The sequence below is a fragment of the Streptomyces sp. WAC 01529 genome (assembly GCF_003945545.1).
In the GTDB taxonomy this organism is placed as follows: domain Bacteria; phylum Actinomycetota; class Actinomycetes; order Streptomycetales; family Streptomycetaceae; genus Streptomyces; species Streptomyces anatolicus.
In genome coordinates this window covers 5,300,320-5,313,277 of sequence record NZ_CP029617.1, presented here as the reverse complement: position 1 = coordinate 5,313,277, position 12,958 = coordinate 5,300,320, and the positions used below count along the sequence as shown (strand labels likewise).

Sequence of the window (12,958 nt, the reverse complement as noted above, 5' to 3'; positions counted from 1 at the left end):
TGGCTCCCCCCGGTCAGCGAGGGGATCGGACGCACGTTGCCGCGAGAGCAGATCGTCTCCCTCGGCACATGCACCAGGCATGTTCGGTCTCGTGTCCCGTCCCCCGTGCCTTCGCTTCGTCCAGAAGGAAAACACAACTACCGGGTGCGCGTCACCGGCTGGGGGGCCTGACATCGGTGATGAGGTCCTCGCGCGCCTTGGCGACTCGTTCGCGGGTCACCTCCGGGGTGTCCCCCTCGACCACCACATAGGCGCGGCGGGCGCGCGGATCACCGAGGGGTGCGATCCGGTCACCGACCGCGTACGGGAAGCGGGCGCCGCGGACCCAGGGGGTCACGGCGATGTCCTCCGTACCCGTGTACGTCTCGAGGCGCCCCTCGGGGAGCAGGAAGAAGCCGACCTCTGCGTACCCGGAGGCGCTCGGCACGACGGGGGGCTCCCCCGAGAGGGCCGTGAAGACCGCGGCCTCCAGGTCGAACCCGCGCGCGATCTCGATGAGCAGGGGGATGCGGTCGGCGCCCAGGTGCGGACGGCAGGACACGATCCGCGGTCCGTCGGGCAGCAGGGCGACCTGGGTGTGAGCGGGCCCGAAACGGTATCCGCCGGCCGTCAGCCGCTCCTCGACCGCCGCCCCGATGATCTTCTGTTCGTCGTCGGTCAGCGGGGCCGGGTGGAGGTAGCCCGTCACGAGGAAGTGCGGTGGCCCCGTGGTGCGCTGGGCGGTCATCCCCACGATGTGGTGGGCGCCGCGCACGGTCAGCGTCTCGACGCTCACCCTGGGGGCCTCCGCGGGGGTCCACTCCTCCCCCGGTCCGTTGCCTTCCCCGCTCTCCCCGCTTTCCCCGGTTTCCCCGATTTCCCGGCTCTCCCCGCCCCGCAGCCGCTCGTACACGGCGGGCGGGTTCGGGGAGAGCCCCAGCTGCCAGGCCTCCCGGGCCACCGGCAGCACGGAGGCGCCGTCGCCGCAGTGCAGCACGGCGTCGATGCCATGGCGCCGCACGGTCCGCGCGATGACCTCGCGCAGACCGGCCTCGTCGGTGAAATCGACGAGCAGCAGCTCCTCGGAGACCTCCTCGACACGCGGTGCGAAGTCGGCCTCCAGCTGGGACGGATCCCACACGGACCAGATCCGGAACCCCAACTCGGCTCCCTTCCGCACGAGTTGGTGGCTTGGCATCACCAGCAGCAGCCTGGGCCGCGAGCTCCTCGGGGAGTATGCACACATAGTCGCCACTGTGTACGCCGCCCTTCCCGCCCCGTTCCCGTTCCCTTCCCCACCGAACGATCCCACCGGGACCGCTCAGGTGCGGCGGGGCACCGGGATGACGTACCGGCTGAAGAGCAGATCGCGCAGGACGTCGTCACCGCCCTCCACGAGCGAGACGTAGCGGATGTCGCGCATCAGCTTGCCGACGGGCAGTTCGTGCGTGTAGCCGAGCCCGCCGAACATCTCGGAGCCCGTACTGGCCACATCCCAGCCCGCCTGGCCGCAGAACATCTTGGCGGTCAGGGCGGACTTGAGGGTGCCCTGCCGGTGGAAGCGGGCGGCGGCATCGGGCTCCGACATGATCGCGTCGTAGTCGCGGGCCGCGCGCAGGAGGTGGCTCTTCATGACGTCGATCTGCATCTCCATCTGCCCGAGCCGCTGCGCGAAGACCGGGCTCTCCACCAGGACGCCGTCGCGCAGCGGCTTGGTCTTGGCGTAGGTCATGCAGTGGTCGCGGATGCGGCGGGCCACGCCGAGCGCGGTGGTGGCGATCAGGATGCGGCTGGCGTTGAGACCGATCTCGAGGAGACGCAGGCCCGAGCCTTCGAGGCGATTCGCCGCGGGGACCCGGCACTCCTTCAGGCTGACCTGGTAGGTGTACGAGGCCCGCAGGCCGATGACGTCCCAGCGCCGCACGACCTCGACACCCGGGGTGTCACGCGGGATCAGCACGGCGTGGTACGCCTCGGGGTCCTCGGCCGAGCGGGCGATGACGACGAGGAAGTCGGCGAAGTCGGTGTTGGTCGAGAAGAACTTCTCGCCCGTGACGACCAGTTCGTCCCCCTCCGTCCTGACGACCGTCTCGATCTTGCCCAGTTCGCTGCCCGCGGCCTGCTCGCTGCCGAGCGTCGCGCAGAACGAGCCCCGGTCGGCCATGGGCTTGAGGTAGCGGGCCTTCAGCTCCTCGGAGCCGTACAGCTGGACCATGCTGGTGCCGAGGACCGAGATGAAGAGCGTGAAGGCCACCCCGGCGTCGCCGTAGGCGATCTCGTTGACGATCTCGACGCTGTCCTCGAGGCTGAGTCCGCGGCCGCCCAGCTCCTGGGGCAGCCACCAGTTGGCGAGCCCCGTCTCCCGGAACTTGTCGTAGACGTCCGAGGGCTTGTCGTCGAAGGCGTCCAGTTCCGTGTGACGGCCGTCGAGGCACTCCTTGACGAACGTGCGAACGGCCTTCAGGTCTTCCGGCTTCATCTCTCCACCACTTCCGGGTCCGGCGTGTCGGGGCACGGACGTACTCACTGGGATATCGCCCGCTGCACGAGGGCTTCGATGTCGAGGTCGTCGAGGTCGCCGTCGAGGTCCTCGTCGAGATCGCCGTCGCGAGCCCCGGCGAGGTCGTCGGCGGCCACGGTCTCGTCCTGCGCGCCCGGCTCGGGGAACAGCAGCTCCCGCAGGCGCTCCGCCAGGGCGGCGGGCGTCGGGTAGTTGTAGATCACCGTGGCCGGGACGTGGACCCCCGTGTCCTTCTTGACCTGGTTGCGGAACTCGACGCCGCTGAGGGAGTCGAAGCCGATCTCCTGGAACGACATCTCCGCGTCGATGTCGTCGGCGGAGGAGTAGCCGAGCACCACGGAGGCGGTCTCGAGCAGCAGGTTCACCAGTTCCTCGCTGCGCTGCTCGGGCGAGAGTGCGGCGAGCTTGCGCACCATCGGGGACTGCCCGTCCTCCTCGGCCGGGAGGGACTCCTCCGGCGGCGCGGGAGCGTACGCGGGCTCGGGCGTGGCCAGGGTGCGCACCAGGGCGGGCGCGTCATGGGCCAGGGTGCCCCTGTCGATCTGGACGGGGAGGCGCAGCGCGTCCGTCGAGCCGAGTGCCGCGTCGAAGAGGGCCATGCCCTTCTCCGCCGTCAGGGGCACCATGCCCTGGCGCCGGAAGCGGGCCAGGTCGGCCTCGCCGAGCGTGCTCGCCATGCCGGTCTCCCACGGGCCCCAGGCCAGCGAGAGCGCGGGCAGCCCCGCCTCGGCCCGGTGCTCGGCGAGGGCGTTGAGGAAGGCGTTGGCCGCGGCGTAGTTCGCCTGGCCCGCGTTGCCGACCGAGCCCACCACGGACGAGTACAGGACGAAGGCCGACAGGTCCATGCCCTTGGTGAGTTCGTGCAGGTGCCACGCGGCGTCGGCCTTGGGTGCGAAGACCCGGTCGATGCGCTCGGGCGCCATCAGCTCCACGGCGGCGTCGTCGAGCACGCCCGCCATGTGCACCACCGCGGTGAGCGGCGCGTCCTCGGGGATCCGCGCCAGCTGCCCGGCCAGCGCGTCGGCGTCGGAGACGTCGCAGGCCGCTTCCGTGACCCGGGCGCCGAGGCCGGTCAGTTCGGCGGCCACCCCGGCCGCGCCCGAGCGGCTGAGCAGCAGGAGGTTGCGCACCCCGTGTTCGACGACGAGGTGCCGGGCGAGCAGGGTGCCGAGACCGCCGGTCGCGCCGGTCAGCAGGACCGTTCCGTCCGGGTCCCACGCGCGCGGCGCGGTGGCCGTGGCGGGCGCGGGCACCAGGCGCGGCACGTAGGCCCGGCCCTGGCGGAGCGCGAGTTCGGGCACGGCCGGGTCCAGGTGCTCGAGCGCGCGCAGCGACTCCTCGCTGCCGTCGGTGTCCACGAGCACGAACTGGTCGCCGTGTTCGATCTGCGCCGAGCGCACCAGGCCCCACACCGGGGCGAGCGCCGGGTCGGGCGTCTCGCCGGGGAGGGCCGCCACCGCGTTCTCGGTGACCAGGGCGAGCGGGCGGTCGTGGTGGTCGGCAAGCCGCCGCTGCACCAGGGCGAGGGCCGCACGGGCGCTCGCCCGCGCCGCCGCCGGCATGTCGGTCGCCCCGTCGACGTCGATCCTGACGTGTGCGAGGTCGGCGGTGCCCGCGGCACGCTCCGGGTCCTGCTCGGCGGGCGTCCAGCCCACGCCGAACAGGGCGTCGGCCAGGGAGCCCCGGGAGAGCTGGGCGGCCGTGGCGGGCATCAGGGCGAGGGAGTCCACGCTCAGTACGGGCGTGCCGTCGGCGCCGGTGACCGCCAGGGACACCTCGGTCGCGCTGATCCGGGTGGCCCGGACGCGCAGCCGTCCTTCGGGGCGCGCGTGGCGGGCGACGGCGGACCAGGAGTAGGGCAGCACGACCTGGTCGGGGTCGTCGGTCAGCATCAGCGTGAGCACCGGGTGGAGCGCGGCGTCCAAGAGGGCCGGGTGTACGGCGAATCCGGACGTGGCGTGCGGCACCTTCGCGGGCAGCTCGACCTCGCCGTAGACCTCGTCGCCGAGCCGCCACAGCGCGCGCAGGCCCCGGAAGGCCGGGCCGTAGCCGTAACCGCGCTCGGCGAGCTCCGGGTAGAGGGCGGCCACGTCCACCGGCTCGGCGCCCTGCGGGGGCCATACGTCCGCCATGGGGGCGCGGGCGGGCGGCCTCGGGACGACGTGGCCGGTGGCGTGGGCGGTCCAGGCGCCGGAGGCGGCCGAGGCCGGACGCGAGTACACGCCGACGGAGCGCCTCCCGGAGGGCTCGGCCTCCCCGATGACGACCTGCGTCCGCACGGCGCCCTCGGTCAGGGTGAGCGGTGCGTGGAGGGTCAGTTCCTCGACGGCGCGGCAGTCGGTGTCCTCGATCGCGCGCAGCACCAGGTCGACCAGGGCGGCGCCGGGGAACACGGCGTTCCCGAAGATGGCGTGGTCGCCGAGCCAGGGTTCGGCGGCGAGGTCGATCCGTCCGCTGAACGCCACCTGTCCGCCGACGGCAAGCTCGGTCGCGGCGGCCAGGAAGGGGTGCCCGACCGCTTCCAGGCCGGCGCTCGCGACATCGCCGTGCGGCTGGGCCGGGCCTGCCGGGTCGGCCCAGTAGCGCTGGTGGTCGAAGGCGTAGGTGGGCAGGTCGACGGGGAGGCCCGCGGCGCCGACGGCGTCCAGGTAGCTCCGCCAGTCGACCGGGACGCCCAGGACGTGGAGCCGGGCCAGCGCCTCCGCGGCCGAGCGGGCCTCGGGGCGGCCCTTGCGGGCCAGGGGTGTGGCGACGGCGGCCGCGTCGGCGAGGACGTCGGCGGCCATTCCGCACAGGACGCCGTCGGGGCCGACCTCGACCAGTGCCTCGGCCCCCGCCTTCACGGCGGCGGCGACCCCGTCGGCGAAGCGCACGGCTTCGCGTACGTGGCGCACCCAGTAGCCGGGCTGCTCCAGCTCGCCGGGTTCGGCGACGGCGCCGGAGACGTTCGACACGACCGCGATCCGCGGGGGCGCGTAGGTGACCGACTCGGCGACGCGCCGGAACTCGTCGAGCATGGGGTCCATCAGCGGCGAGTGGAAGGCGTGCGAGACGCGCAGCCGGGTCGTCTTGCGGCCGTCGGCCGCCAGGGCCTCCGCGACCTCGGTGGCGGCTTCCTCCGCACCGGAGATCACGACGGACGCGGGGCCGTTCACGGCGGCGACGGCGACCGTCTCCTCGTATCCGGCCAGGGCGGCCCGTACCTCCTCCTCGCTCGCCTGTACGGCCACCATGGCGCCGCCGCGCGGCAGCGCGCCCATCAGTCGGCCGCGGGCGGCGACCATGCGGGCGGCGTCGGCGAGCGAGAACACGCCCGCCACGTGCGCGGCGGCCAGTTCGCCGATGGAGTGCCCGACGAGCACCTCGGGTTCGACCCCGAGGGAGGTCAGGAGCCGGTAGGCGGCGACCTCGAAGGCGAACAGGGCGGGCTGCGTCATCGACGTCTCGTCGAGCAGTCCGGCCGTCCCGGAACCGGGTTCGGCCGTGACCACCTCGTCGATGCGGACGGGGTGTTCCAGCAGGGGGTCGAGCTCCGCGCAGACCTCGCGCCAGGCCTCGGCGAAGACGGGGAAGGCCTCGATCAGCCCCCGGCTCATGCCGAGGCGCTGGCTGCCCTGCCCGGAGAAGAGGACGCCCACGGTGGGCGGCGCGGACGCGTGACCGGTGACCACACCGGAATCGCGGCGCCCTTCGGCGAGGGCGCCGAGACCGGCGAGGAGTTCCTCGCGGTCCGCCCCGATGATCACGGCGCGGTGGTCGAGGGCCGAGCGCCGGGTGACCAGGGAGAGGGCCACGTCGGCCGGGGCGGCGGCGGGGTCGGCGGTGAGCGCGGCGGCCATCTTGCGGGCCTGCCCGGCCAGCGCCTTGGCGCTGTGCGCGGACACCGGCCACACGGTCTCGCCCCGGGGCGGCCCGGCGGGACGCCCGGCGGACTCCGCGCCGACGGGGTCGCCCTGCTCGATGATCACGTGGGCGTTGGTGCCACTGATGCCGAAGGAGGAGACACCGGCGCGCCAGGGGCGGTCGGCCCGCGGCCACTCGCGCTCCTCGGCAAGCAGCCGCACGGCGCCCGAGGACCAGTCGACCCGGCTGGAGGGTTGCTCGGCGTGGAGGGTCCTCGGCAGTACGCCCGCCCGCATCGCCATGATCATCTTGATCACGCCGGCGACGCCCGCGGCGGCCTGGGTGTGCCCGACGTTGGACTTCAGCGATCCGAGCCACAGTGGCTCCTCGCGGTCGCGGCCGTAGACGGACAGCAGTGACTGCGCCTCGATCGGGTCGCCGAGGCTGGTGCCGGTGCCGTGCGCCTCCACCGCGTCGACCCCGTCGGGGGAGAGACCGGCCGAGGCGAGGGCCTGGCGGATCACCCGCTCCTGGGAAGGGCCGTTGGGGGCGGTGAGGCCGTTGCTCTCGCCGTCCTGGTTGATCGCGCTGCCGCGCAGCACGGCAAGGACGCGGCGGCCGTTGCGGCGGGCGTCGGAGAGCCGTTCCAGTACGAGCACGCCGACGCCCTCGGACCAGCCGGTGCCGTCGGCATCGTCGGAGAACGCCTTGCACCGGCCGTCGGCCGCGAGGCCGCCCTGCCGGGCGAACTCCACGAACATGCCGGGGGTCGACATCACCGTCACCCCGCCCGCGAGGGCCAGGGAACTCTCCCCCGACCGCAGCGACTGGGCGGCCAGGTGCACGGCGACCAGGGAGGAGGAGCAGGCGGTGTCGACGGTGACGGCCGCTCCCTCAAGACCCAGGGAGTAGGCGATCCGGCCGGACACGACGCTGCCGGAGCCGCCGGTCAGCGCGTGGCCAGCGAGGTTGCCCGACACGTCCTGCAGCCGGGGCAGGTAGTCCTGGGCCATGGCGCCCATGAACACCGCGGTGGGGGTGCGGCGCAGCGCGGCCGGGTCCTGGCCCGCGTGCTCCAGCGCCTCCCACACGGATTCCAGGGCGAGCCGCTGCTGCGGGTCCATGGCGAGGGCCTCGCGCGGGCTGATCCGGAAGAAGCCCGCGTCGAAGTCGGCGGCGCCGTCGAGGAAGCCGCCGGCCGGGATGAAGTCCGTGTCCCCGTCGACGTGCCAGCCCCGGTCCTCGGGGAAGCCGGTGATCGCGTCGACGCCGTCGGCGACAAGGCGCCACAGCTCCTCGGGCGTGGTGACGCCGCCGGGCAGCCGGCAGCTCATGCCGACGATCGCGATCGGCTCGTCGTCGAGGCGGGCGGTGGCGGCGGCCGGGGCGGCCGCCGCGTCGGTCCGGTTCTCGCCGGGGCCGGTGAGCAGTCCGGACAGGTGCCGCACGAGAGCGGCGGGGGTCGGGTGGTCGTAGGCGAGGGAGGAGGGCGTCTGGAGGCCGGTCGCGGCGTTGAGCCGGTCGCGCAGCTGCACCACCGTCACCGAGTCGAAGCCCAGCTCCTTGAAGGTGTTGTCCGCGCCGATGCGTGTGGCGTCGGCGTGCCCGAGCAGCACCGCCGCCTCGCCGCGCACCAGCGTCCACAGCTCCTGCTCGGACAGGGCGGCGGACGGGGTGGCGGACATGGTGGCGGCGGGGGTCGTGCCGGGCGCGGCGGCGGGGGCCGGGCGCGCCGTGAGTGCTCCGGCGGCCGCGCCGTCGATCCAGTAGCTCTCGCGCTGGAAGGCGTACGTGGGCAGCGGCACGCGGCGGGCGCCGGTGAACCGGTCCCCCCAGTCGAGGTCCACGCCCCTGCTGTACAGCTCGGACATGGAGAGGAGCAGCCGGTCCGTCTCCACCTCGTCGCGGCGCAGCGTGGCCTGCACGACGGCGGAGCCGGCCGTGGCGGCGACGTGCATGGCGAGCACCGGGTGCGGGCTGACCTCCACGAACACGGCGTGCCCCGCGGCGGCCAGCGCCTCGACGGTCTCGGCGAAGCGGACGGGCTCGCGCAGGTTGCGGTACCAGTACTCGGCGTCCAGGGTCGCCGGGTCGACGCGGCCCGCTTCGACGGTGGAGTAGAACGCCACGCCGGTGTCGGTGGTCTCGGCGCCCGCGACCCCGCGGAGCACGTCGTCCCTGATCGATTCCACGTGGTAGCAGTGGGAGGCGTAGTCGACCGGGACGACGCGGGCCCGGATGCCCCTGGCCCGGCAGTCGGCAACGGCCGCGCGGACGCCGTCGGGGTCGCCGGAGATGACCACGGTTCCGGGCGAGTTGACCGCCCCGACCGAGACGCCCTCGTAGTCGACCTGGTCGGCCGGCAGGTCCAGGACGGCCATCAGGCCCCGTCCCGACAGCTTCTCGGTGATGATCTGCGCGCGGGCGACGATGAGTCGTACGCCGTCGGCAAGGGAGAGGATGCCCGCCGCGGTCGCGGCGGCTATCTCGCCCTGGGAGTGGCCGATGACCGCGTCGGGCCGCACGCCCGCCGCGCGCCACACCTCGGCGAGCGAGACCATCACGGCGAACAGCGCGGGCTGTACGACGTCCATCCGCTTCAGGGCGGTCTCATCACCGAGCACCTCCCGCAGCGACCAGCCCGCGTACTGCTCGAGCAGCCGCTCGCACTCGTCCATGCGGGCCGCGAACACCTCGTCCGTGTCCCACAGGCCCTTGCCCATGCCGACCCAGTGCGCGCCCTGCCCGGAGAACACCCAGACCACGCCGCCGGCGTCGGTGGCGGTGCCGGTGACGACCCGGGCGGACGGCGTGCCGTCGGCGAGCGCGGCGAGCCCTTCGAGCAGTTCGTCGCGGTCGGCGGCGAGCACGACGCCCCGGCCCTTCAGCGAGGACCGGGTGGTCGCCGTGGAGTGGCCGACGTCCAGCGGGCTCAGGCCGGTGTCCTCGCGCACCCAGTCGTGCAGTTGGCGGGCCTGGGCCCGCAGCGCCGGAAGGGTCCGCGCGGAGAGCGTCACCGGGACGCGCGTGCCGCTGACGCCGTTCGCGTCCGGCTGGGGTTCCGGCCCGGGTTCCATGGGCTCCGGAGCGGCGACGACGAGGTGGCAGTTGGTGCCGCCGATGCCGAAGGAGCTGACGCCGGCCAGCCGGGCGCCCTCGGGCCACGGCGCGGCGGCGGCGTTGACCCGCAGCTTCCACTGCTCCAGGGGGATGTCCGGATGCGGCGTCTCGTAGTTGAGGCTGGCGGGCAGCAGGCCGTGCCGCATCGACAGGCCGACCTTGATGAGGCCGAGGACGCCCGCGGCCGCGTCGAGATGGCCGATGTTGGTCTTCACCGAGCCGACCAGGAGCGGCTGTCCGGCGTCGCGGTCCGCGCCGAAGACCTCGGCCAGGGCGCTCGCCTCGACCGGGTCGCCCGCGCGCGTGCCCGTGCCGTGCAGTTCGACGTACCGCACCTGCGCGGGGCTCACCCCGGCGGCGCGGCAGGCCTCGCTCAGCAGGGCGCTCTGGGCCTGGGCGCTGGGGACGGTCAGCGCGCCGGGGCCGTCGTGGTTGACGGCGCCGCCGAGCAGTACGCAGTACACGGAGTCACCGTCGGCGATCGCGTCGGAGAGCCGCTTGAGTACGACCACACCCGCGCCCTCACCGCGGACGAAACCGTTGGCGCGGGCGTCGAAGGTGTGGCTGCGGCAGTCGGGCGAGAGTGCCCCGGAGCGGGCGAAGGCGATCGTGCTCTCCGGTACGAGGTTCAGGTGGACCCCGCCCGCGAGCGCCAGGTCCGCGGTTCCCGAGCGCAGGCTCTCGCAGGCCATGTGCACCGCGACGAGGGAGGACGACTGGGCGGTGTCCAGGGTCAGGCTCGGCCCGTGCAGGCCCAGTTGGTGCGAGAGCCGGTTGGCGATCAGGCCCCGGCTCAGTCCGGCGATGGAGTGGTGGGAGAGGGCGTCGCCGCCTTGCCGGTGCACCAGGGAGGCGTAGTCGTCGCCGGTGGCGCCGAGGAAGACGGCGGTGGCGCTGCCGCGCAGGCTCTCCGGCGGCAGGCAGGCGTCCTCCAGGGCCGTCCAGCCCAGTTCGAGGACCATGCGCTGGCGCGGGTCCATCACGGCGGCCTCCCGCGGGGAGATGCCGAAGAACCCCGCGTCGAAGTCGGCGACGCCGTCGACGAAGCCTCCTCGCGGGTGGCGCGCCAGTTCCTCGATGTCCGTGGGCCACCGGTCGGCCGGCGCGTCCGCCAGCGCGTGCTCACCGTCCCTCAGCAGCTTCCAGAAGGAGCGGATGCCGTCGGCGCCCGGGACCCGGCATGACATCCCGACGACGGCGACGGCATCCCGGCCCGCCCCGACGGGCCCTTGCACGCGCTCGTTCACATCCATGGAGCTCCAGCCCTCTCTTCGCCTTTGGTCAGAAGATCTGCGAGAGGCGTCCGCGGATACACATTCGAGGCCGCGAGTTCGGTGAATTCCCGATCGGCGCGCGGGCCGGGCCCGCCCCGGGGCTATCCGGCCGGCCGCGCCCGCCAGGCGGTGCCGATCGACTTGACCAGGTTCGGCGTCACGAAGACGCGCCGGAAGGGCAGGATCAGGGGCATGTACACCTTCCCCAGCAGGCCCTTCTTCTTGACGAGAACGGCCATCTGGCCGTGGTACCCGCCCTCCCCGTCGGCCACCCAGCCGATGTGCATCACCGCGTGCACGGTCTTGTTGACGACCTCGGTCACCCACTCGTCGGAGGCCTGATAGACCGACTTCATCGGCACCGTCCGCAGATCCGGGCCGCGCGGTCCCTCACGCAGGTCGCCGGGGAGCCGGTCCCGCAGCGAGGGGTTGCCGGGACCGACGCCGTTCTCCTCCCCGTCCCACTTGAAGAGGACGCCGAGCTTCCAGCGGATCGCGAAGAGCAGCCTGTACATGAACGACTTCTCGGCGGCGGTGCCGTCGCCGCTGGACTGCCGTACCAGGACGGCCAGGTCGTCGGGGCCTCCCGGGGTGTCCAGGTACCAGACGTCCTCGACCTCGAAGTCCTCGATGAACTCGTGGATCCGCCAGGGGTGTTCGGTGAACGCGGTGTTCGGCAGCCTCATACCAACTCCAGTTCTCGTGCGGGTGATGCGCGAAGCGACCGGACCGAAGGCCTCAGACCGAGGCCTTCACCCTGCGCGGCCGGAAGATCATCCGGGCGCCGTCCTTCGGGATGTGGACGACCGTGCGGCGGCGCGCCAGCTCGGGCTCGGCGTTGACGCGTTCGATGTCGCAGTTGGTCAGGAGCGCGGTGAGCGTGGCCTTCAGCTCCATGAGCGCGATCCGGTCGCCGAGGCACCGGGTGTGGCCGCCCCCGTAGGGGATCCAGGTGTGCGAGGCGGGCTTGACGCCGAGGAAGCGCTCCGGCTTGAACTCGTCGGGCTCCGGGTAGATGTTCTCGTCCCGGTTGAGCAGATAGGCGCTGGCCCACAGGCGGGCACCGGGCTCGTAGCGCACGCCGCCGATCTCGACCGTCTTCATCACCTCGCGGGGGACGATCAGCGGGATCGGCGGACCGAGCCGCAGCACCTCGGTGACCACCGCCGTCAGATACGTGTCCTCCTTGCCCTCCGCGATCTCCGCGCGCAGCCGCTCGACCACCCGGGGGTGGCGGGTGAGGAACTCGAGCGCCCAGCAGATGGCCGACGCGGTGGTCTCCGTGCCCGCGAGGAACTGGGTCATCATCTCGTCGCGTATCTCGGTGCGGCTCGGCGAGGAGCCGTCGGCGTCGACGATGTTCAGCATCACGCCGAGCAGGTCGTCACCGGCCGCGCCGGAGCGCGCGCGCTCCTCGATGGCCTCGTCCAGCATCCGGTGGACGCGGTCGCGGCGGGTGAGGAAGTCGTTGACGCCGTTGGGCCGGAACAGCCGCATCCGCTTCATCTTCCAGGCCGGCAGCATGTGGAAGGGCTGCATCGTCGCCGGGCGGGAGTTGAATTCCAGCATCTTCATCACCTCCCGGAACATCTCGTTCTCACTGGAGGGGCGGTGCTCTCCGAAGAGGACCTCCAGGATGACCCTGGTGGTGTAGCGGTGCGCGAACGGGTGGACCGACACGGACCGGTCGCGGGGCCAGGAACCGACCTCCTCGTCGGCCAGCCGGATGACCTCGCGTTCGACGCGCTTGAGCGCCTCGCCCCGGAAGCTCGGCATGACGCTGCGCCGCCGCGCGGTGTGCTGCGCCTCGTCCAGCCAGGCGAGGCCGTTCTGCCCGGTCCACTTCTCGATGGACGTGTTGCTGGAACCGGTGTGCAGGACGTCCCTGGGCGCGAGGAACATCTCCTTGATGTCCTCCGGCGCGGAGATCACGAAGAGCTGGGCGCCGGGGACGATCGTCACGCGGAACCGACTGCCGTACTCGGCGCGGCACTTGCGCAGGAACGGCTCCGGACGCGACCAGATGCTCAGCGCCTGCCGCATCCGGGCCATGCCGACCACGGGCAGCCGGGAGGCGGGAATGACCTCGCGCGGGGCGGCGGCGGAGTGGTCGACGGGGCACTTGCCTTCGGACGTACCCGCGGCGCCGTGTGCCGTACTGGAGAGATCCATTTTCTGTTGCTTCCTTCTGTCTGGTTCTGTCTCGTTGCCGCTGCGGTTG

Annotated in this window: 5 protein-coding genes; all 5 read right to left on the bottom strand. The window is 73.0% G+C overall.

The genetic code is table 11. From position 1 onward, the window contains the following. Positions 1–151: 151 nt before the first annotated feature. Entirely contained in the window at positions 152–1,177 is a 1,026-nt protein-coding gene (locus tag DMA15_RS23935; protein WP_240659911.1) for a phosphoribosylglycinamide synthetase, read from the bottom strand. A 123-nt stretch (positions 1,178–1,300) separates the two neighbouring features. Continuing rightward, positions 1,301–2,458, bottom strand: a complete 1,158-nt coding sequence (locus tag DMA15_RS23930) for an acyl-CoA dehydrogenase family protein (RefSeq protein ID WP_125514820.1) — start codon at positions 2,456–2,458, stop codon at positions 1,301–1,303. 44 nt (positions 2,459–2,502) lie between these two features. Continuing rightward, positions 2,503–10,716, bottom strand: coding sequence for a type I polyketide synthase (locus DMA15_RS23925; protein ID WP_125514819.1), 8,214 nt, complete (start codon positions 10,714–10,716; stop codon positions 2,503–2,505). A gap of 122 nt (positions 10,717–10,838) precedes the next feature. Then, on the bottom strand, positions 10,839–11,423 hold the full coding sequence (locus DMA15_RS23920; protein ID WP_125514818.1) for a DUF2867 domain-containing protein: 585 nt from the start codon (positions 11,421–11,423) through the stop codon (positions 10,839–10,841). A gap of 52 nt (positions 11,424–11,475) precedes the next feature. Next, positions 11,476–12,909 (bottom strand): cytochrome P450, encoded by a 1,434-nt coding sequence (locus DMA15_RS23915; protein ID WP_164551811.1) that lies wholly within the window; start codon positions 12,907–12,909, stop codon positions 11,476–11,478. Positions 12,910–12,958: the final 49 nt, after the last annotated feature.

Coding starts and splice junctions, on each gene's coding strand:
- DMA15_RS23935 (WP_240659911.1), bottom strand. CDS start 1,177: ATGCCAAGCCACCAACTCGTGCGGAAGGGAGCCGAGTTGGGGTTCCGG.
- DMA15_RS23930 (WP_125514820.1), bottom strand. CDS start 2,458: ATGAAGCCGGAAGACCTGAAGGCCGTTCGCACGTTCGTCAAGGAGTGC.
- DMA15_RS23925 (WP_125514819.1), bottom strand. CDS start 10,716: ATGGATGTGAACGAGCGCGTGCAAGGGCCCGTCGGGGCGGGCCGGGAT.
- DMA15_RS23920 (WP_125514818.1), bottom strand. CDS start 11,423: ATGAGGCTGCCGAACACCGCGTTCACCGAACACCCCTGGCGGATCCAC.
- DMA15_RS23915 (WP_164551811.1), bottom strand. CDS start 12,909: ATGGATCTCTCCAGTACGGCACACGGCGCCGCGGGTACGTCCGAAGGC.